Source organism: Streptacidiphilus sp. PAMC 29251 (assembly GCF_054208735.2).
The window spans coordinates 1670090-1691151 of the sequence record NZ_CM135725.2 but is presented as its reverse complement, the minus strand read 5'-3'; the positions used below and the strand labels follow the sequence as shown (position 1 = coordinate 1691151).

15 protein-coding genes and 1 pseudogene are annotated in these 21062 nt (G+C 72.9%); 7 read left to right on the top strand and 9 right to left on the bottom strand.

The window, feature by feature from the left end; genetic code table 11:
* Positions 1–1182 carry a tetratricopeptide repeat protein gene (locus tag ACXKR8_RS08055; protein WP_458272203.1) on the top strand — a complete coding sequence of 394 codons (1182 nt, stop codon included), beginning with the start codon at positions 1–3 and terminating at the stop codon, positions 1180–1182.
* Positions 1183–1197: 15 nt separating this feature from the next.
* On the opposite strand, the gene ACXKR8_RS08050 is transcribed toward ACXKR8_RS08055, so the two are convergent.
* Together ACXKR8_RS08050 and ACXKR8_RS08045 are read right to left on the bottom strand one after the other, a co-directional pair.
* Positions 1198–2148 carry an ABC transporter ATP-binding protein gene (locus tag ACXKR8_RS08050; RefSeq protein WP_458274919.1) on the bottom strand — a complete coding sequence of 317 codons (951 nt, stop codon included), beginning with the start codon at positions 2146–2148 and terminating at the stop codon, positions 1198–1200.
* Between the two features lie 115 nt (positions 2149–2263).
* Entirely contained in the window at positions 2264–3772 is a 1509-nt protein-coding gene (locus tag ACXKR8_RS08045; RefSeq protein ID WP_462100399.1) for an FtsX-like permease family protein, read from the bottom strand.
* Between the two features lie 44 nt (positions 3773–3816).
* Between ACXKR8_RS08045 and ACXKR8_RS08040 the strand changes: the two genes are divergently transcribed.
* The 3 genes from ACXKR8_RS08040 to ACXKR8_RS08030 all read left to right on the top strand — a co-directional run bounded on the left by ACXKR8_RS08040 (position 3817) and on the right by ACXKR8_RS08030 (position 5064).
* Entirely contained in the window at positions 3817–4227 is a 411-nt protein-coding gene (locus ACXKR8_RS08040; RefSeq protein WP_462100398.1) for a hypothetical protein, read from the top strand.
* A 255-nt stretch (positions 4228–4482) separates the two neighbouring features.
* Positions 4483–4707, top strand: a complete 225-nt coding sequence (locus ACXKR8_RS08035) for a hypothetical protein (protein ID WP_462100397.1) — start codon at positions 4483–4485, stop codon at positions 4705–4707.
* Positions 4708–4776: 69 nt separating this feature from the next.
* Entirely contained in the window at positions 4777–5064 is a 288-nt protein-coding gene (locus ACXKR8_RS08030) for a hypothetical protein (protein WP_462100396.1), read from the top strand.
* Positions 5065–5095: 31 nt separating this feature from the next.
* Here ACXKR8_RS08030 and ACXKR8_RS08025 read toward each other — a convergent pair whose 3' ends face one another.
* Both ACXKR8_RS08025 and ACXKR8_RS08020 read right to left on the bottom strand, forming a co-directional pair.
* The gene (locus ACXKR8_RS08025; RefSeq protein ID WP_458272201.1) at positions 5096–8470 is read right to left on the bottom strand and encodes an FtsX-like permease family protein; all 3375 of its coding nucleotides are present in this window, start codon (positions 8468–8470) and stop codon (positions 5096–5098) included.
* A 102-nt stretch (positions 8471–8572) separates the two neighbouring features.
* Positions 8573–10529: pseudogene (locus ACXKR8_RS08020) on the bottom strand (BTAD domain-containing putative transcriptional regulator).
* Positions 10530–10641: 112 nt separating this feature from the next.
* Between ACXKR8_RS08020 and ACXKR8_RS08015 the strand changes: the two are divergent.
* Complete coding sequence (locus ACXKR8_RS08015) at positions 10642–11520, top strand: alpha/beta fold hydrolase (RefSeq protein ID WP_458272199.1); 879 nt, start codon at positions 10642–10644, stop codon at positions 11518–11520.
* A gap of 21 nt (positions 11521–11541) precedes the next feature.
* On the opposite strand, the gene ACXKR8_RS08010 is transcribed toward ACXKR8_RS08015, so the two are convergent.
* Positions 11542–12972: a ricin-type beta-trefoil lectin domain protein gene (locus ACXKR8_RS08010; RefSeq protein ID WP_458272198.1), complete on the bottom strand. Its 1431-nt coding sequence runs from the start codon at positions 12970–12972 to the stop codon at positions 11542–11544.
* Between the two features lie 324 nt (positions 12973–13296).
* Between ACXKR8_RS08010 and ACXKR8_RS08005 the strand changes: the two genes are divergently transcribed.
* Positions 13297–14976 (top strand): beta-1,3-glucanase family protein, encoded by a 1680-nt coding sequence (locus ACXKR8_RS08005; protein ID WP_458272197.1) that lies wholly within the window; start codon positions 13297–13299, stop codon positions 14974–14976.
* Between the two features lie 44 nt (positions 14977–15020).
* Here ACXKR8_RS08005 and ACXKR8_RS08000 read toward each other — a convergent pair whose 3' ends face one another.
* From ACXKR8_RS08000 to ACXKR8_RS07990, 3 genes are all read right to left on the bottom strand, one after another.
* Positions 15021–15782, bottom strand: a complete 762-nt coding sequence (locus ACXKR8_RS08000; protein ID WP_458272196.1) for an NPP1 family protein — start codon at positions 15780–15782, stop codon at positions 15021–15023.
* Positions 15783–15950: 168 nt separating this feature from the next.
* Positions 15951–16388: a DUF6003 family protein gene (locus ACXKR8_RS07995; RefSeq protein WP_458272195.1), complete on the bottom strand. Its 438-nt coding sequence runs from the start codon at positions 16386–16388 to the stop codon at positions 15951–15953.
* Positions 16389–16499: 111 nt separating this feature from the next.
* Positions 16500–17204 (bottom strand): type 1 glutamine amidotransferase, encoded by a 705-nt coding sequence (locus ACXKR8_RS07990; protein WP_458272194.1) that lies wholly within the window; start codon positions 17202–17204, stop codon positions 16500–16502.
* A gap of 149 nt (positions 17205–17353) precedes the next feature.
* Between ACXKR8_RS07990 and ACXKR8_RS07985 the strand changes: the two genes are divergently transcribed.
* Positions 17354–18769 carry a DUF2252 domain-containing protein gene (locus tag ACXKR8_RS07985; protein WP_458272193.1) on the top strand — a complete coding sequence of 472 codons (1416 nt, stop codon included), beginning with the start codon at positions 17354–17356 and terminating at the stop codon, positions 18767–18769.
* 28 nt (positions 18770–18797) lie between these two features.
* On the opposite strand, the gene ACXKR8_RS07980 is transcribed toward ACXKR8_RS07985, so the two are convergent.
* Positions 18798–21023, bottom strand: a complete 2226-nt coding sequence (locus tag ACXKR8_RS07980) for an RICIN domain-containing protein (RefSeq protein ID WP_458272192.1) — start codon at positions 21021–21023, stop codon at positions 18798–18800.
* Positions 21024–21062 lie beyond the last annotated feature (39 nt).

Genomic DNA, 21062 nt, shown 5'->3' with positions numbered 1-21062 from the left:
GTGAAGAAGCGCTTTTGGCGGACGCCTCGCGACCAGGAGGCGCCGCCGCCCGCCGCTGCCCCCGCGCCCCCGGAAGCCCGGGTCTACCTCCCGGATTCGCCGGTGGGGCAGGTGGCCCGCCGACTCATCGAGGCCATGAAGGAGCACGGGGACTACCACCCCGAAGCCCTGAACGCCCGCAACGGCCTGGCCGAGGCGCTGGTGGCGGCGGGCGACGTGGAACGCGGCATCGGGATGTACCTGGACAACTACTCCCTCTCCGAGACGCACTACGGCCACGAACACCCGTACACCCTGTTCACCCGCAACAACCTGGCCTGCGGCTATCTGAACGGGGGTGACCTGGTCCAGGCGATCCCGCTGCTGGAGGAGTCCCTCGCGGAGGAGATCAGGATCCGGGGCGAGGACCACCCGGGCACAGTGAACACTCGTCAGAACCTGGCACAAGCGCGCTGGTTGATGGCCAACCCGGGCGTCAGCAGCCAGGCCGGGGAATCCAGCTCCGACCCCCGGAACGTGGCGGTGCTCCTCGCCGGCGAGAAGTCCAGCGGCGCCTATGCGGCCGGCCAACTGGGGCGGGCGATACCGGAGTACGAGCGCCTGCTGGCCGAGCTGGAAGCCACGCTGGGGTCGGAGCACCGCGACACCCTGCAGGCGCGCAACGACCTGGCCATGGCCTGTGAGTCCGCCGGCGACACGGCCCGGGCGATCGCCCTGCACGAGCAGACCCGGGCCACCCGGACGCGGCTGCTGGGCCAGGACCACCCCGACACCCTGAACGTGCTCAACAACCTCGCCAGCGCCTACCAGTCGGCGGGCAACCTGGCGCGGGCGATCCCGCTCTACCAACTGACCCTGGCCGGCCTGGAGCGGACGGTGGGCGACGACCACATCCACACCCTCACCACGCGCAACAACCTGGCCGGGGCCTGGATGGAGGCAGGGGACATGGAGCGGGCGATCCCGCAGTACGAGCAGGCCCTGGCCGGGCAGGCGCGGGTGCTCGGCGCGGACCACCTGCACACGCTGACCGCCCGCAACAACCTGGCCAGCGCCTACAAGGCGGCGGGGGACAGCCGGGGCATCCCGCTGTACCGGCAGACCCTGGCCGACTGCGTCCGGGTGCTCGGCAACGACCACCCGATCACCCAGCAGGTCCGCAGGAACCTGGGCAACCGTTGAGGAACTGACCTGCCGTCACTGGGGGGAGCCGGGCTGCTGCTCCTCCGGCCAGACGCCGACGTGGTCGGGCTCCAGCGAGACGCCGACCCGGTGCTCCATGCCGAGGGCCTCCAGGAACTGGCGCGGCAGCTGGATCCGGCCGGTGCGGTCGAGCATGGCGTACTCGCGCTCCTCCAGCGACTCCTCGCCGTGCTCGTCGGTGGCGAGCCGGCGCAGCACCTCGGAGCTCGTGCGGCCGTCGCGGACGGCGACGGTGCGGCGCACCTCGCCCGCGACCATCAGGTCATGGGTGACGATCAGCACCGTCGCGCCCAACTCCCGGTTGACGGTGCGGAAGGCCTCGAAGATCTGGGCCCCGGTCTCCGAGTCCAGCTCCCCGGTCGGCTCGTCGGCCAGCACCACCGACGGCTGGTTGGCCAGTGCCACGGCGATGGCCACGCGCTGCTGCTCACCGCCGGACATCGCCTGCGGCCGCTTGTCCCCGCAGTGGGCGACACCGAGCAGGTCCAGCAGCTCGCCGGCCCGCTCGGCCCGTCCGCGCTTCAGCGAACGGCCCCGCCCCCCGCTCAACTGCATCGGCAGCGCCACATTCTGGCGGCCCGTCAGAAAGGGCATCAGATTGCGGGCGGTCTGCTGCCAGACGAAGCCGACCACCTCGCGGCGGTAGGCGAGACGCTCCTTGCCGCCCATCGCCATCAGGTCCCGCCCGGCCACGGTGGCCTTGCCGGCGGTGGGGACGTCCAGGCCGGCCAGGATCTGCAGCAGCGTGGACTTGCCGCTGCCGGACGCGCCGACCAGAGCCATCAGCTCGCCCTGGCGGACCGTCAGGTCCAGCCCCTGCAGGGCCTGCACCTCCACCCCGTCGGAGGAGAAGATCCGGACCAGCCGGTCGCAGGCGATCACCGCGTCATGCCCGTAGGCGGGCTGGTCCCGGGCGGCGGCGGCCCGGCCGCGCAGCTCCTCCAGGCTGGGGACGCCGTCCCCGCCTCCCTCGGACCCTCCGCCGGTCTGCTCGCGCGTCTTCGTGCTCACCTGTCCGCCTCCCCGTCGTCGCTGACCGCTGTGGCTGCTTTGGGTGGGATCATCGCTGGTCACCCGCCCTCAGTTCGGTTCCGATCTGCCGCCGTCCGACCACCGCGGCCTCGGCGGCGACCACCCCCACCGCGATCAGCAGCAGCGCCGCCGCCGGGGCGAGCAGGGGCAGCGCCCGTGCCTGCAGCCCGGTGGTGATCCGCAGCCCCGGGTCCACCGGGCCGATCAGGGTGGCCAGGTCCACCGAGGGGCCGAACAGCGGGATCGCCGCCAAACCCAGCAGGGTACCGGCGACCACCGCGGTGAGCACCGGGGGCAGCGCCTCCACCAGGATCAGCCGGTAGCCCTGACCCGGCGTCAGGCCCATCGTGCGCAGCCGCGCCAGCAGCGCCGAGCGTCCCGGCGCCGCCTGGAGCAGGGCCAGCAGCACGGCGAGCACGCTGAGCAGTCCGGCCGCGGCGATGGTGGCGAGATACACCGACTCAACGGCCGACTGCTGGGGCGAGTCCGCCAGCGCGGCCAGTTGCTCGGTCCTGACCAGCACGGTGACCGGTTGGCCGAGCGCGGTCCGCTGGACCGCGGCTCGCAGGGCGTCGCCGTCTACCCGTCCGCCGAGCAGCAGGGTGCCGGGGTTGCGCGCCATCGGGTCGTGCGGCCTCGGCAGGGTGTCCAGCGCAGCATCGGCGACCAGCATGAACCCGCCGGCCTCCTGGGCCGGGGTGCCGGGCACGGTGCCCACGATCCGCACGGTGTACTTCCCGAACGCGTCGTCCATCGGGATCGGCGCCGACCCTGCCTGCGCGGCGAGGTCGGGCGAGGCCAGGACCGGGATCGGGCCGCCGCCGCGGTAGTCGAGCAGCGCCGGGTCGAAGCCGCCGGCGCCGTCCTGCTGGGAGAGCCGCAGATAGGGGGCCGGGTCGATCCCGTAGAGGTCGAAGTTCGCGCCAGGGCCCTGGTCGTTCAGCGGTTCATTGGCGCTGTGCCGCAGCGCGAGGACCGAGCCGACCCCGGGGCTGCGGCGTACCGCGTCGACCAGGGCGGTCGGCAGCGGCGCGAACGACCCGGCGACCTGGGCGTCGGCCCCGGTCTGCAGCAGCGCCGCCTGCTCCCGTCCGGCCGAGACCCCGCCGAGGATCTCCGCGCCGAAGGCGGCGACGCTGAGCGCCAGCAGCAGGGCCAGCAGCGGCAGCAGGGCCGCCCCGGCCGATCCCCGCCCGGCCCTGGCCAGGCCGAGGAAGCCGACCGGGCCGCCGCGCCGCGCGGAGGGCCGGGCCAGCGCCCGCAGCGGCCAGGGGTAGGCCCGGACCAGCAGCAGCGCCCCGGCCAGGCCCAGCAGCAGCGGCGCGCCGCTGAGCAGCGGGTCGACCCCGCCGCCTGAGCTGAGCCCCTGCCGGCGTACCGCGGTGACCGCCGCGCCCGCGACCACCAGCACCGACAGCTCGGCCACGGTACGGCGGCGGCTGGGACGTGCGGTCAGCAGGTCGGCGCCGCGTCCGCCGGGGCGGAGCCTGCGGTGTCCGAGCACGCCGCGCAGCGGCACGGCGGCGGTGCCGAGCACCCACACCGCGGTCGCGGCCAGCGCGGCCGACTGCCAGCGTTGGGGTGGGCAGCAGCAGAAAGGCGAGGGCGGCGCCGAGCGCGGCCCCGGTGGTGCTGCACACCAGGGTCTCGCCGAGCAGCCGCCGGGACAGCGCGCCCATGCTGCCGCCGCGGGCCCGCAGCAGGGCGAGTTCGGCCCGGCGGCGCTCGGCGGCCAGTCCGGCGGCCATCAGCAGCACCGCGACGCCCACGCCCACGGTCCCGGCGACGCCGACGGTCAGCACCGGGTCCAGTGCCGCGTCCTCGGTGCTGAAGCGGTCCAGCAGCGTGCTCAGCGGGCTGCTGAGGACCATGCTCCGCTGCTGCTGCAGGGCGTTGCCGGTCGGCCCGGTCAGCAGCCCGGCCAGTTCGGTCCGCGCCGCCGGGATCCGGTGGGCCGGCAGCGAGCCCGGGGCCAGCGGATACCACCAGTAGCCCTCGATCCCGCCGTTGAAGGCGTCCACCGCGGCCATGGCCGGGACGGAGACGGCGCCGTTCTGCGCCACCAGCCCCTCGAAGTGCCAGAACTGACCGCCGCTCACCCCGTTGGCGGCGGGACGGATCAGCCCCGGCTCCCCGCTCCAGTAGGCGTCGGCCGGGTCGGTGGGCCGGTAGAGGCCGACCACGGTGAGCAGCACCGGACCGACGGTGCCGGCCTGCAGGTGCAGCACCTGGCCCAGGTGCAGCTTCATGGTGGCGGCGGTCTCGGTGCTCACCGCGATCTCCAGGGCGCCGCCGCGGCCGGTGGTGGCATTGGCGGCCTTGGCCGCCGTGGGCAGCCGGCCCGCGGTGAGCCGCAGATGGCGGGCCTGGTCGGGCTGCCAGGCCAGGGCGGCGGTCGGCGGCGGGCCGTCGATGCGCGGCAGCCCCGGGTCGGTGACCACGTCCTGGCCGCCCATGGTGTGCACGCCGTAGCTGCGGGCCGCCGAGTCGATGCCCAGCGGCGGTCCGATCAGCTGTTGGGCGGCGGCCTGATCGTCGATCATGGCCTGCGGGGACAGCCCCGAGGAGTCGCTGAGGGGCTGGAACGGCTGGCCGACCAGATCCAACCGGGCCTCCACGGCGCGGCTGGTCGCCGGGGTGCGCTCCAGCACCTGGCGCAGGGCGCGGTCGTCACCCCGGTCCAGGGCCAGCGGCAGCGCGGTGGCCAGGAAGGTGCTGACCAGCAGCAGCAGGGTCAGCGCCAGGGCCGCGCCCCGGGAGTGCCGCAGCCGGGTCCTGACCCAGGGAGCGACGGCCGGGGGCCGCCTCCGGGGGCCGGCCTCCTGCTGATCGACCCGCGGGCTGCGGGCGAGGGACCGCATCAGGACTCCTCCGGTTGGCGCAGACGTCGGGCCGGGTCGCCGCCGCGCAGCCCGGACAGGGCCGCGACCAGCAGCGGCACCGCCGCGATGGCGAGCAGCAGCAGGCACAGCGGGCCGCCGGGGATGTGCACCCGGACGGCCGGCACCGGGCGCAGGCCCTGCGGGGTGAGGATCAGCAGCGGCACGATCAGCCGGGTGAGCAGCGCCCCGAGCAGCACCCCGACCCCGATGCCGGTGAACACCGGGATCACCAGTTCGGCGGCGACGCTGCGGGCGACCAGCCCGCGCGGGGCACCCATCGCGCGCAGTACCGCGAACTCCCCGGCCCGGCGCCGCACGGTGCCGGTGGCGTCGACGGTGAAGCCGACCGCGGCCAGTACCACGGCCAGCGCCACGGCGGCGAGCAGGGCCGCCTCGGGTCCGGTGCCCAGCGGGTCGTGGCGCAGCGCGGTGGTGATCTCGCTCCGCACATAGACCGTCTGCACCCCGGGCAGGGCCCGGACCGCGGCGGCGACCCGCTGGTCGCTGCCGGGGGAGTCGGCGGTGTTCAGCCACCACTCGCCCGGGATCAGCTGCTGGGCCTGGGCGGCGTCCGCACTGCGTTCGTAGGCGGCCAGGTCCACCAGCAGCGCGCCCCCGTAGTTGTCGGCCTGCGCGCTGCCGAAGCCGTTGCCGTGCACCAGCGCCGAGCCGCTGAGGCCCTGCTCGGCCGCGGCGCCGGTGCCCGGGACCGCGCCGACGACCGCGGTGATCCGCACCTGGACGGTGCCCTGCCCGGAGGGGATCGGCACGGTCTGGCCGACCTTGGCGCCGCTGGAGTCCAGGAACCGCTGGTCGGCGATGCCGGAGATGACCTTTGCGGCGCCGACCGCGGCCTTGGGACGCAGGGTGACCGTGCCGGTGGGCGCCGCCGGGCTGTCGGACTGGCCGTCGGCCTCGGTGTCGGCCTGCGTGGTGAGACCCAGCAGCAACTGGTCCTTGGCGCTGCGCCCGGTGGGCCCGCCGCTGTAGCCGACGGTGACCTGGCCGCTGTCGTAGCTCGCCGACCAGGTCACCCCGGTGGGGTCGGCGACGGCGGCGTCACCGCGCACCGCGTGCACGGTCACCTGCTGCGTAGTCGTGCTGTCGGAGCCCATCGGGGCCTGCAGGGTGAGGCCGGTGAGCGTCAGCGGATAGGACGGGGTGCCGGTGCCTGCGGCCGCCGCCAGGTCGACCGGCAGGGTGTGCGGATGGCCGTCGACCGGCAGATCCGGCGCCAGCAGGGTGTACCGCAGGCCGTAACGGTCCGTCAGTTGCACTTGCAGCGAGTCGACCGCGGTGGTTCGCGGGGGTCCGCCGGGCTGGTCGGGGATGCCCTCCTGGTCGACCGGGTCGGCCGACCCCGCCGCGGTGACGTCCAGGCTGAGGGTGCGGGGCCGGCCCGGCAGGGTGAGCCCGCCGGTGGCGGTCGGCCCGGCGAGCGAGCGCAGCAGCTGGGCGGCGGAGCGGCCGCCCGGGGCGGTGCGCAGCGGCAGCAGTCCGGCCTCGGCGCGGGTGTCCAGGGCGATCAGCTCCCCGAGCCGGCTGCCGCTCTCGCTCACCGACTCCCGGCCCACCGGCACGGCGGAGTCGACCCCGGGGACGGCCGCGTAGCTGCCGCCCTGCCCGAAGCCCGGGGCGGCGCTCGCCGGGATCCTGAGCGCGCCGCCGGTGTTGAAGGCGGTCTGGTCGGCCTGGGACTGCTGCCAGGTGCTGCTCTGACCGAGCGCCAGGGTGCCGATGGCGGCGGCCAGGGTCAGCACCAGGACCGGTCCCGCCCCCTGCTGCGGGCGGCGGGCGACCTGCCAGCCCACCAGTGCGGCCGGAAGGCCCCGCAGCCGGGCCGACATCCGCTCGCCGGCCCGGGCGATCAGCGGCAGCAGCCGCAGCGCCAGCACCGTACCGGCGCTCAGCATCAGTACCGGGGCGGCCACCAGCACCGGGTCGACCCCCAGGGCGCCGCCGCGGTCGGTGCTCAGCGCACCGCTGCTGCCGCCGCCCCTGAGCTGCCAGTAGGCCGCCCCGGCCAGCGCCACCAGGGCCAGGTCCACCCCGCCGCGGAGCACCCCGGGCACCGCGCCGGGGCGACTGCGCCGCTGCTTCTGCTCGGACCAGCCGCGGGCCCTGGCCAGGGTCGGACTGAGCACCACCAGCGCACTGCCGAGCGCTGCCGCCACCGTCACCCACCAGGCGGAGGAGGGCAGTTGGCCGTCCAGCCGGACCCCGGAGGCGGCCAGCGGACCGTACCGGCCGATCAGCTGGATCAGCGGGGAGGCCAGCAGCGGGGCCAGCACCAGCGCGGGCAGGACCAGCAGCGCCGCCTCGGCGGCTGCCAGCCCGGTGAGCCGGGTCCGCGCCGCGCCGCGCGCCCGCAGCAGGGCGTTCTCGGCCTCGCGCTCGTCGGTGAGCAGCCGGGCCGCGAGCAGCAGGGTCATCAGCGCCAGGACGGCCAACTGCAGCACGCCCACCAGCAGCGTGGAACGGGCCACCACCAGGCCGGTGGTGAGCTGCCGCAGCAGGTCGGGCAGCACGGTGGTGCCGGCCAGGCTGCTCGCGGAGGGACCGACGGAGGCGGCGGCCGGGGCGCTCAGTGCGGCGACGGCGCCGGCGTTGGCGGCGGCCAGCCGGTCCAGGTCGCCGCCGTGGAGGCCGGAGAAGTCGGCAATGACCTCCCAGACGCCCAGGTTCTGGGCCAGCGCGCCGTCGGCGAAGGAGCCGTCGTCGACCAGCAGCGGGCCGTAGGTCGAGCCGCTGCTGTTGGGCGACACCCCCCTGCCGCCCAACGGATCGAGCTGCCAGTACCGGTCGGCGGTGTCGCGGGGGCGGTAGAGGCCGGTGACCCGGATCCGCAGCGAACCGCCGCCGAGCCGGTCCTTGACGGTGAACTCGGCGCCGGGACGTACGGCGGCGCCGTGCGTCCCGAACCGGGTGGCCGCGCTGGTCGGGACGGCGACCGGCACCGCCCCGCCGGGCTGCCCGGCCCCGGGCCAGCTCCCGCTGACCAGGGTCAGTCGGGAGCGGTCCAGGCTGCCGAGGTTGACCACGTCCCCGCTGTCGCTCTTCGCCCCGCCCATGCCGTAGGGATCCGACTGGGCGTAGGAGCTGACGGCGACCGGGAGCCCGGGGAACGCCTTGGCGGCGAGAGCCCGTACGGCTCCGGTCTCCTCGGCCCGGCCCTGGTAGCCGACCGAGCTCTGGAGCAGCAGCGGGGTGCCGGCGGCGTCGGTGGTGACCAGGGCCCGGCGGATGCCGGCATCGCCGACGGAGGAGGTGAACCCGGCCAGCGCCGCCAGCACCGAGGTGGTGAGCAGCACCGTGAGCAGGGCGGCCGCGAGCAGCAGTCGGTGCGCCCGCACCCGAAGCAGGACATAACCGCCCACCTGATCCCCCGCACCCTCGCCCTGCTCGCCTGGTTCGCGGGCGATCTTGTCACGGGGGTGAGTGGTGGCGGAAGGGCTTCACCGAACCGTTGTACGAGGGTCCGTGGCGGCGCATGCCTCGGCGTCCGTGAGGTAGCGCTGCACCGGGCCGAGGGTGAGCATGCCACTGGCGGCGCCGGCGTGCTCGGCACGGGCGTCGCGCAGGGCGACGGCAGCGAGCGCGGCGACCCCGGGGGCGTCGAGGCGCGCGGCGGCGTGGGCGGTGAGGCACCACAGGGCCTCCTGGAGGTGGTCGCGGGGTGGTTCGGGTGTGGCGGCGAGGGCCACGCGGGCGTCTTCCGCCCGGCCCTGGGCGAGGAGTACCAGTGGCGTGGCCCAGGGCAGGTACGGCCCCCAGTCGAGCTGGGAGTCGGTGGGGGCGGGGCGGTTGTGCAGCAGGCGCAGGCCGAGCAGGGCCAGGGGGAGCAGGCCGTGGTGCAGCCCCGGCATTCCGGCGGTCGCGAGGGCGTCGTCGGCAGCTCGGTAGGCCGCCGCGGCCGCCGCGGGGCTCGGCCCGCCGGGTTCGATGCTGCGGACGGCGGTGACCCGCGCTCCGAACCATGCGGTCAGGACCGTGACCAGCGGGGACTCGTGGGCGGCGGCAAGCTCGTCTGCGGCGGCTGCGTGCACGGACGCGGTCTCGAGATCGCCGACAGCGGATGCGGATTGCAGGCGCACGAGTCGGCCCAGAATGGCAAAGGTCGGCAACCCGTGCCGGGCGGACAGCGAGACGAGTTCGGCTCCGATCGTGTCGCGTTGTGGTGCCAGGCCAGGGCGCGCGAAGGACTGCAGGAACACCCCGTTGAGCGCGAAGGCCAGCAGCGGGGGGTCGTTGAGGCCACGGGCCAGGGCCTCGGCCTCGTGCGCGTGCTTTCAGCGCGGTGTCGCAGGTGTCGCCACCGCGGCTCTCGACGGCGACGGTGGCCAGCAGCCGGGCCCTCAGATCGGCAGGGCCGCCTGGCCCGAGGGCGGTGAGGGCGCGCTCGGCAGCCGCCACCACGGCGCGGGACTGACCGGCATCATCAGCTCGGCTCCAGATCGCGGGCACGTCGTAGGCGCCGATGACCCGGGCGGTCAAAGCAACGTCCCCCGTTTGTTCGGCCGCCTGGACAGCCGCGAGGCGGTCGCGCCGGGAGGCGACCAGGGCATCGCCGCCGACGAGCGCAAGGGTACGGGCCAGGTCCACCGTCGTGCGCGGGCCCAGCCGGGCACCGCTCCCCGACCAGGGACGGGGTGCCGGTTCACGGGTCGGCTCGAGGGTCGCGGCCCTGGTGAGGATGTCCGTCTCCAGGCGTTGCAGATCAGGACCGGGGTCGAGCCCGAGTTGTTCCAAGAGCATCGTGCGGGCGCGGCGGAGCGCGGCCAGGGCGTCGGCCTGGCGTCCGTCGCGGTAGAGGGCGCGCGCGAGCAGGCCCCAGGCCGGCTCGCGCCAGGGGTGTTCGGCGATATGCGCGCCGAGGTCGGCGACGAGGTCGGCCCCCTCGCCGGAATCGAGGAGGATGCTCGCCCGTAGTTCCACGCCCTGCAGTCGCAGCTCCTGGAGCCGGGCTCGCTCCCGCTGGGCCCATGCAGCCTCGGGCAGGTCGGCGTAGGCCGGCCCGCGCCACGAGGCGAGTGCTTCACCGAGGTCGACGACGCCTTCGGGACGGCGGCGGGCTTCGGCCAGGCTGTCCTGGAACCGGTCGACATCGGTGGCCCCGCGGGGCAGGAGCAGTGCGTAGCCGGGCCCTTGGGTGATGAGCACGCGTGGCGGTGTCCGGGGCGGCCGATCGGGTTCGACGGCGCGACGCAGCGCGGCGACGAAGGTGCGCAGCGCACCCAGCGAGCCGGCCGTCGGCTGCGACCACAGGTCCTCGACGAGGGTGTCGGTGGTGACCGTCCGCCCCTCCGCAGCGACCAGGCGCGCGAGTACCTCGCGATGCCGCGGTCCGCCCAGGTCGATCGGGCTGCCGTCGTCACGCCGCGCCTGCACGGTACCGAGCACATCAATCCGCATGCCCCCATCCTCCGTGCACGCGCCCGGATCTGCGGTGTCGTACTGATCGGCTGCTCATCGGCGTCGTACACCTTGGAGTGGTCAGCCAGTCGACACGAAGAGAAGGACCGTTATGGCACCCGCGATTCCTGGTTTCGAGCACACCATTCTGCCCGGTGCGGGCGGTGTGAAGCTGTCCGCCGTGATCGGTGGCAGCGGCAGCCCGGTCGTCCTCCTGCACGGCTTTCCCCAGACCCACCTCATGTGGCGCCACGTCGCCGAGCAGTTGGCCACCGAGCACACGGTGGTCTGCCCTGACCTGCGCGGCTACGGGGCGAGCGACAAGCCGGCGGCCGCGGACGAGGATGTCTATGCGAAGCGGACGATGGCCGCCGACACCGTGTCGATGATGGCCGGGCTCGGCCATGAACAGTTCGCCCTGGTCGGCCACGACCGTGGTGCCCTGGTCGCGTTCCGGGCCGGGCTGGACCACCCGGAGACCATCACGCATCTGGGCATCCTCGACGTTGTGCCGACGCTGGACATGTGGAACGTGCTGCAGGGTGTGTCGGCGGCGGTGGGTTACCACCTGTTCCTGATGGCGCAGCCGGCGGGCCTGCCGGAGACAATGATCGCCAACAGTGCGGATGCGTTCTTCGGCTCGTTCTTCGACGCCTGGGCCAAGGACCCGGACGCGATTCCGGAGCCGGTGCGCGCCGAGTACCTGCAGGCGAGCGCGGCCGCAGTGAACTCGATCGTCGCCGACTACCGCGCCTCCGCGGGTGTCGACGTCTCCCACGACCGGGCGGACCTCGATGCCGGATCGCAGTTCGCGATGCCCGTCACGGTCGTCCAGCAGGACTGGGGAGCCCAGCTCGGCTACGACGCCGCCCAGGTTTGGAGGGCTTGGGCACCGGATCTCGACCACCGGCTGACGAACGCGGGGCACTTCATGGCCGAGGAGGCCCCGGACGAGATCACGGGAGCGATTCGAGACCTGCTGGCACGCTGACCCCACCCATTGCCGGTCACTCTAAGGCAGGATCCACTGCTGGTTGGCGCTGCCGGCGCAGGCCCAGATCTCGGCCTGGGTGCCCGGGGTGGTGGACCAGCCGGTGTCGTCCAGGCACTTGCCGGACTGGGGGTTGAACAGCGATCCGTCGGACCGTGCCTGCCACTGCTGCGCACCGGTGTGGTTGCAGTCGTAGAGGTCGACGGTGGTGCCGTTGGCGGTGCCTCCGCCGTTGATGTCCAGGCACTTGCCGAGGGCCTGGACGCTTCCGTCGTTGGCCACGGTCCAGTTCTGCGCGGCGGTGTGGTTGCAGGTGTAGACCTGCACCGGGTTGAAGTTGGTGCTGTTGGAGGCGCGGTCGTCCAGGCACAGGCCGACGTAGCCGGTGATCTGACCGGTGTGGCCGGTGCCGCTCCCAGTACCTCCGCCGCCGGTGCCGGTTGCGCCGGTGAACTTCTGGAAGCCGCGGGCGAAGTCGCCGGTGTTCTGGCTGACGCCGCTGCAGGTGCCGGAGGCCGTGGTGGAGCCGGCGCAGCCGCCGTTGTCGCGGTTCTGGGACCAGTAGGAGAGCATGGCGATGCCCTTGGCGGCGTCGTACGCCTCCACATTGGCCGCGTCGGCCAGGGTGAACACCTCGCCCGCGCTGTCGTTCTGACCGATCATCGGGGTGTTGCCGAGCTTGGCGTTGGCCGCGGCGGTGGAGAGGCCGAAGGCAGTGGCGACCTGTCCGGCCGAGGCGTCCAGGGCCTGGTTGGAGGCATTGCCCATCTCGGTGCCGGCGGTGGCGTAGTCCATCGTCATCAGATTGACGATGTCCGGTGTGAAGCCGTTGGCGTGGGCGTTGTCGAGCAGATTGACCCCGGCCTGGCCGACGCCGCCCGGGCTGGCCGGAATGGTCAGCGAGACGGAGAGCGCGCGGCCGTTGGCGCTCGCCCAACTGCGGACCAGGGCAAGCGCCTTGTCCCGCCGGTCGATCCCGGCGGCGCTGGTCAGCGAGTTGGACTCGACGTCCAGGTCGATGTGGGACAGGTTGAAGGTGGTGATCGCGGACTCGAACTGGGCCGCGGCGGCCTGGGGCGTGGAACAGGAGTCGCCGAGCTCGGTCAGCGCGGTGTCGGAGCCGTAGCCGCCGAAGGACAGCGAGACGTCGCCGCCCTGGGCCCGCAGGGCGTCGATCTGGGTCTGCAGCGTGGCCTGTTCGCCGATGGTCCAGTGGCAGCCGGCCCCGTCCGCGAAGGCGATGGTGAAGAACTTGGTGCCATAGCTCGCGGCGACGTCGGTGAGGGTCAGATTGTTCGACCAGGTGTCCGCGAAGGGCGCGAACACATGGGCCGGCCAGGGGTTCGGCGAGGAGGCGAAGGCCGGGGACGAGCTGCTCAGCGTGGCGGCGCCGGCTGCGGCGACCACCCCCAGCGCGGACAGTGCGGAGATGAATTTCGAGCGTCTGGGCATGCGGCTGCTCCTTCACCGCGACCTGGAACGCCACTGCTGTCAGTGGTGTAGACAGGCGGCGTGGCAATAGAGGAGCAGTATTGCGTCGGCCATGTCAAGGGAATCTTGTGGTTAACCTCTGAAACCACAACCGGCCGGAAGCGGTTCCGTACGTCCCTGCCTGGGGGGACATGCGCGAGATGTCGCCCCGACAAGTGCCGTCCACTGTTCAGAAGTTGTACTTAAGGAAGACTTGAGAGCGCGCTCATGTTCCAGGTATTGACCAGTTCCGGTCCAGCGGCCACAGTGGCGAACCAACCCCCACCACCGCCCCAGGAGCATGACGTGATCGCTCGTCGCACCCTGATCCGCGCCTCCCTCGCCGCCGTCGCCGCACCGGTCCTGCTCACCTCGCTGCAGCGGATCGCCTCGGCCGGCACCCCCAGCCGGCTCAGCGTCAGCCTGGTGAACAACAGCAGTTCCGACACCGTCTACGCCTATGTGCTGGGGCTCGACCTCAACCAGGGCAACCAGTGGGCCTTTCTGCAGGCGGACGGCAGCACGCTCTACCACCCGCCGTCCCCCGGGGCGCCCGGCGCCGCGCTCGGCGCGGACTGCGCCATCACGCTGCCCGCCCGCGGCGCCGCGGCCCGGACCATCTCGCTGCCGTACCTGGCCAGCGGACGGGTCTACTTCTCGGTGGGACGCAAGCTGACCTTCCTGGTCAACCCCGGTCCCGGCATCGCGATGCCGTCCGTGGCCAACCCCAGCGACCCCAACATCGGCACCTCGTACAGCTTCTGCGAGTTCACCTACGACACCACCCAGCTGTACGCGAACATCAGCTACGTGGACTTCGCCTCGGTGCCGATCTCCTTCAACCTGCAGACCAGCGGGCAGGGGACGCAGGTGGTGCAGGGGCTCTCGGCCGGCGGCCTGGACACCGTCGCCGCCGCGCTGCGGGCCCAGGCGGCCACCGACGGCGGGGACTGGGCCAAGCTGATCGTCCAGGACGCCTCCGGCGCCACCCTGCGGGTGCTCAGCCCCAACACCGCGATCACCTCCACCCCTTCGCTCTTCTCCGGCTACCTGGACAGCTATATCGACCAGGTGTGGCAGAAGTACCAGAGCACCGATCTGGTGGTCGACACCCAGGCGAGCTGGGGCACCGTCAGCGGGCGGGTGAGCAACGGGATCCTCAGCTTCCCCGGGGTCGGCAGCTTCAGCAAGCCGTCCACCGCCGCCGTGTTCAACTGCAGCAGCGCGCCGTTCACCACCGGCAACGACGAGATGGGCAACCTCAGCGCCCGCCTCGCCGCGGGCTTCAACCGCACCACGATCCTGGCGAACGCCAACCAGCCGGACGGGGAGAACCCGGCCGCCTTCTACGCCCAGCCCCGGACCAACCACTACGCCCGGATCCTGCACCAGACGGCGAGCGACCACCTGGGCTACGCCTTCCCCTACGACGACGTGCACCCGGCCGGGGTCGACTTCGAGGGCCGGGTGCAGTCCTCGGTGCCGAGCCTGTTCACCATCACCGTCGGCGCCGCCGCCCAGGGCGGCACCGGCACCCCGCCGCCCAGCTCACCGCCGCCGGTCGGCGGCGCGACCAGTGCGTTCGCCACGATCCAGGCCGAGTCCTTCAGCGCGCAGTCCGGCTCCCAGACCGAGACCACCGGCGACACCGGCGGCGGCCAGGACGTGGGCTGGCTCGCCAACGGGGACTGGCTCGGCTACGCCAACGTCGACTTCGGCGCCGGCGGAGCCACCCAGTTCCAGGCCCGGGTCGCCTCCGGCGCGGCCGCCGGGGTCAGCGGCCTGGTCCAGGTGCGCCTGGACAGCCCGACCGCGGCACCGGTCGGCAGCTTCGCCCTGGCCGGTACCGGTGGCTGGCAGACCTGGCGCACCGTCCCCACCAGCATCGCCAAGGTCACCGGCGTCCACACCGTCTACCTGACCTTCAGCAGCGGTCAGCCGGCCGACTTCGTCAATATCAACTGGTTCACCTTCAAGGCCAGTTGACCTTCCCGGGCTTCGACCCCGGCGCCGCTGGTCAGGCGTTGGGGTCAGGCGTTGGGGTCGAACGGGATCCCGGCGGGCTCGGAGTTCTTGAGGGCGTCGTCGAAGGTACTGTCGGTGATCTTGATGGTGGCCGCACCGAAATCGGCGGTCATCAGCTTGTCGCGGAGGCCGGTCGGGTAGCCGTCCCAGCCGACCAGCCGCGGGTAGAACCAGCCGCCGGTGACGTTCTCCGGCGGGTCGTCGTTGCTGTTGGCGAGCCGGAAGAAGTGGGTCGAGGCGCCGTCCTTGGCGTAGACCACCTTGGGATGGGTGCCGTCGAAGCGGACCTGCGAGGCGGGGTACCACTTCCAGCCGCTGTGCTGCGAGGTGGAGACGTACTTGACCTGGTTGTTGTTGATCCAGACCACCACGTGCTCCCAGTCGTGGCGGTGCCCGATGGCCGCGGGGCCCAGGGTGGCCTGGTCCTTCTCGAAGTAGCTGGCGTACACCACCGCGCACCAGTCGTTGTTGCACTTCTCGCGGGAGTAGGTGTTGGAGTTCGCCAGTTCGGGAAGGTCGTGGCAGTGCCCGTTCACGTCCCCGCCCGGCTTCAGGCCCGGGTTGAGCGTGCCGTCGGCGCCGATGGCGGCGGTCGCGTAGCAGCCGTCCCCGTCGTAGTCGTAGGCGGGGGAGAAGGTCTGCTCAAGACCGTCGGCGTTCTGCGGCAGCGAGGTGAGGATGGAGGCGCTGGCCTGACCCGGCAGGGCCAGGACCAGCGCCGCGGCCCCGAGGGCGATCGCGAGCGTCGATGACTGGATGCGGCGCACATCAACTCCGTCACAGTGAAGGCGGCGTGGGAATCATCGTCCGGATTCCTCGCTCGTCCTCGGGCCACCCTAGGACGGCCCGGTGGGCCGAACGAGGTGCATCCGCGGAAGGTCGGATGTATGTGACATGAACGCTTCCACCAGCCCCGGTAGCTGCCGCCGCTACGGTCAGCCCTGTGCGTGCTCTGCTTCGGCGGGCAGACCGGCCGCCGGGATCCCGGCGAGGTGCTCGATCCGGGCCGGGCTCAGACCGGCGGCCTGGGCGCGCCGGAACATCGCCGGACGCTCGGCCAGGGCGCGGCGGAAGGACACCAGCTCGGCCTGCGCCTCGGCGGCGGCCGGGGTGGCCGCGCTCCGGGCGATCAGCTCCGACTCCTCCGGCGTCACCGGAACCTCCAGCCGGGGCGCCTCGGCCGGGATCAGATCGGCCTCGCCCGCCGACACCACCCGCACCACCGCGTTGCCGTCCTCGGCGTCGAAGGCGTCCAGCCAGCCGTGGACGGCGGCGGTGTCCCAGCACTCCAGCTCGGGCAGCCGCTGCGCGTCCACCCCCGGAGCGGTGTACTGACCGGGCTGGAGAATCACGACGAACGCCGTATCGGACACTGCGTCACTTCCTCGGGGTGTGGCTGCGGAGGGGGAGAAGCCGCACTCTAGCGCGTGCCCGGCGTCGGCTCCCAGTTGTATGACCGGTGCCCCCACCAGCAACGGTACGGGTCAGGCTGGCGGAAACCGGTCCAGGAAGCCGTCCAGCAGGCGCCGGGTGTTGCCGCGGACGGCGGGCTGCCCGGCCCGGCTCCGCGCCAGCAGTTCCTCCGGGTCGACCCCGTGCCGGGCCACCTGCTCGGCGCCGCCGTGGGCGAGCCAGCCCGCCACGGTCGCCGTGGTGATCTCCGGATGGAACTGCACCCCCAGCGCGGTCCCGGCCAGGAAGGCCTGCGGGGCGACGGCGCTGCGGGCCAGCTCCACCGCGCCGGGCGGCAGCACGCAGCGGTCGAAGTGCCAGACGAACCACGGTCCCGGCGGCACCACGGCGGGATCGTCGGTCTCGACCTCGATCCAGCCGATCTCCGGACGCGGGGCGGTTTCCACCGAGCCGCCCAGGGCCGCGGCCAGCGCCTGGGCGCCGAAGCAGACACCCAACACGGGTATGCCGAGATCGTGCGCCTTGCGCAGCAGTGCGAGCTCGCCGTCGATCCAGTTGCCGACCGCGGTGGTGTCGTAGACGGACCACGGGGCGCCGAGGGACACGATCAGATCCCAGTCCTGGGCGGCAGGGAAGTCGAACGGGCTGTTCGGGGCCTCGCGGCGGGGTTCGGGCACCACGGTCACGGTTGAGAGCCGGTAGCCGCGCTCGGCCAGCCGGACGCCGACCTCCCCGGGCTCGGTCACATGATCGTGCCGGACGATGAGCGCGCGCATCCGGAGCCTCCCCTTCCTCGGGATCAGCCGATTGTAGGGGCAGGCCGCAGTGGAGCCGGCCGGTCGGCCCCGGTCCGACAGGCCGTTCTCGCGGCCCGGTCGTAGCGTGGGGTGCCAGCGCCTGTGGCGAGGTAGGAGGCCTTGTTTCCATGTTCGACTCCGTGAGCCCGGCCGGCCGGGCGTATGTCACCCCGGCGGAGCATGCTGCCCGGGGCAGGGCCGCGCGCAGGACCGCTCCCCGCGGCGGGCACGCCGAGTTCGCACCGGCGGCCGACCGGGAGGATCCGGTGGAGCTGCTGGAGCGGCAGTCGGCGGCCAGGCTCCCCGAGCTGGTGCCGATCCGCTACGGGCGGATGACCGAGTCGCCGTTCCGCTTCTACCGGGGCGCGGCCGGCATCATGGCCGCCGACCTGGCCGGCACCCCCAGCACCGGGCTCAGGGCCCAGCTCTGCGGCGACGCGCACCTGCTGAACTTCCGGCTGCTGGCCTCCCCGGAGCGGCGGCTGATGTTCGACATCAACGACTTCGACGAGACCCTGCCGGGCCCCTGGGAGTGGGACGTCAAACGCCTGGCCGCGAGCCTGGTCATCGCGGGGCGGGAGAACGGCTACAGCCGCAAGGAGCGGGCCGGGGTGGTCCGCGGCTGTGTGCGCTCCTACCGCGAGCAGATGCGCCGCTTCGCCGACATGGGCAACCTGGAGGTCTGGTACTCGCGGGTCGACGCCGACAGCCTCAGCGCCCTGGTCACCCGCCGGCTGGACGCCCGCCGCGGCCGGATGGTGACCAGGGAGCTGGACCGGGCCCGCGGCCGGGACAATCTGCAGGCCTTCGCGAAACTGACCCATGTGGTCGACGGGCAGCGCCGGATCGCCCCCGCCCCGCCGCTGGTCGTCCCGATCGCCGACCTGCTCCCGGGCCTGGAGCGGGGCAGGCTGGAGGCCGAGATCCGCAGCCTGGTCGCGAGCTACGGCACCAGCCTGCAGGGCGACCGCCGGGTGCTGCTGGAGCAGTTCCACCTGGCCGACATGGCCCGCAAGGTGGTCGGTGTGGGCAGCGTCGGCACCCGCTGCTGGATCCTGCTGCTGCTGGGCAAGGACGAGCAGGATCCGCTGCTGCTCCAGGTCAAGGAGGCCGACCACTCGGTCCTGGCCGCGCACGTCGGCGAGAGCGCGTACCCCGAGCAGGGGCAGCGGGTGGTCGCCGGACAGCGGCTGATGCAGGCCTCCAGCGACATCTTCCTGGGCTGGCAGCGGACCAGGGGCATCGACGGCCAACAGCGCGACTTCTACATCCGGCAGCTGCGCGACTGGAAGGGCATCGTCGAACCCTCGACCATGCTCCCCGAGGGGATGCGGATGTTCGGTCAGCTGTGCGGCGCCACCCTGGCCCGGGCCCACGCCAGATCCGGCGACCGGATCGCGATCGCCGCCTACCTGGGCCGCGGCGAGGTCTTCGACCACGCCCTGGTCGCGTTCGCCGAGGCCTATGCCGACCAGAACGAACGCGACCACCGGGCCCTGCTCGACGCGGTCAGCAGCCACCGGGTCACCGCCCAGGCTGCCTGAACCGCGCCGAGCCCTCAGCTGCTGCTGGTCAGCCGATGGTCCACTGCTGTCCGGCGGACCCGGTGTTCGGCTGCTGGGTCACCAGGGAGCCGTCCGCGGTGGAGGCCGTGGTGAGCAGCAGTCCGCTCTTCACCGAGGCCACCGTGTAGGTTCCAGCGGCCTGCTTGCTGACGGTCCAGTGCTGGTTGCTGCCCCCGGTGCAGGTCCACTGGATCACCTGGGCGCCGGCCGCGGTGGAACCGCCGCTGACGTCGGCGCAGAGCCCCGACTGGCTGTTGACCAGCTGGTAGGAGCCGTCGGACTGCTGGGTGAACTGCCAGCTCTGGTTGGCGCCGCCGTTGCCGGTCCAGGTGATCAGCTGGGTGCCGGCGGTGGTGCTGTGGTTCGGGTCGTCCAGTGCCTTTCCGCCGGTGACCAGGGTGTGGGTGCCGTTGAGGGTGCTCGGGGCAGTGCCGACCTCGGTCATGCTCAGCGTCTGCTCGGCGGCGGTACGGGACCCGCCTACGGCGTTGCCGGTGCTGTTGCTCCAGTAGCGGGCGGGCGTGGTCTCGGCCGGTCGGCCGGAGGCTGACGACAGCCCGATCACCAGCCCGCTGTAGCGGTTGACCAGCCGGTACGTCCCGGCGGCGCCGCCGGACGACGCATTGGGGATGACGAACCACTGCTGCCCGGCGCTGGGGCCGCCCGATCCGGCCGCGGTGACGGTCGGCTTGGCCCCCCAGGCCCGGCCAGCGGTGGTGGTGGAGTCGACGCCCAGCAGCCCGCCGGTGGCGGCGTTGACGATCCGGTAGGAGCCGTCGCCGTTGCCGGCGAAGGACCAGGCCTCCAGGGTCGATCCGGTGCCGGCCGCCAGCGAGGTGGTCGCCGTGCTGCCGGAGGTCTGGGCCAGCACCCGGCCGTCCCCGTCGGCGATCCGGTAGGTGCTGGCCGGGTCGAAGGCCGGCCCGGCGGGCGCGGTCGAGTCCACCGTGACATTGGCGTACTCGCCGTCGGAACTGGCGCAGGCGATGGCGCAGTACGAGCGGAAGGTCTTGCCGACCACGGTGGAGCTGGTCCGGTTGACGTTGTCGACGAACCAGCGGTACCAGGAGCCGGAGGTGTAGCTGCCGGAGTCGCCGATCAGGTGCCACTGCTGGGTGGCGAGGTTGTCGGTGGCGTAGAACCGCTGCGGCGCCGTCCCGGTCACCACCTCGGGCTCGCCGATGTAGAGGCCCAGGTAGGCGTCATAGGTGATGTTTATGATGAACAGGTCGGACTTGGGCGGCAGTTGACCGGCCGCCACCTGCTGGTCCACGGTGCCGGTATGGGCCGGGCTGTAGTCGCTCGCGACCGGGGTGTAGCCGCTGGGGGCGGCCGTGGTGGACGGCACCATATTGCTCTCCAGGCCGCCCACACCCGGCTGCGACCAGGAGCCGTTGTACCACTTGGACCAGGAGCTGCCCGCCATCTTCGCGGAGATCGGAGCGCGGGCGACATGCGCCAGACCGCCGGTGCTGCCGCCGACGCCGCCCTTGGGGACGATCCGCGAGCCGTAGTAGACGTAGAAGTAGCCCGAGGCCGTGTCCACGTACAGCCGGGGGTCGCCGTCGCCGTAGTCGTAGGTCTGGTTCGGGAAAGCAGCGCTGTCGTTGCGGGTGGTGCTGTAGGGCGAGGTGATCGCGTGGCCCTCGATGGTCCACACCTTGCCCTGGTTGGTGGAGACCGCGTAGTCGATCGAGTCGTAGTGCAGCCCGTCGCCGAACGGGGACGGGGTGAACTCGTTGTGCACCAGGCCGTACCAGTCCCCGGTGTCCGGGTCGACCCAGACCCCGACCAGGTCGCAGAAGTTCCGCTGGGAGTAGCCCGAACCCGAGCCCGCGGACGTCGCCTGGACGCCGGTCGGGCTGTTGTTGCAGCGAGCGGTGGTGTCGTTGTTCTTGTCGTTGGCGTTGGCCGGGTTCACCGCATTGCTGATCGCGCTGGAACGGGTGGCGTTGTCGAAGGTGGTGCCGGTGTAGAAGTCCCACTGGCGGGAGTCGGTCGCCCCGTACAGGGAGTCGGACTGCTGGAAGTAGAAGGTGCCGTCCTTGTCGGTGTAGGCGCTGGCCGGGGTGTCGTCCGGGTACGCCCAGCTGCCGGTGGAGCCGACGGAGACGGTGTAGCCGGGGGAGGCCGGGGCCGCCGAGGCGGTGGCCGTCGCCATGGCGCCGCCGCCGGTTAGGGCCAAGGCCAGGGCGGTGAGTGCGGCGGCGATTCTGCTGCGGACAGGTGACACAGGGGTACTCCTTCTTCTTGTTAAGGAGAGGGCGTCGGT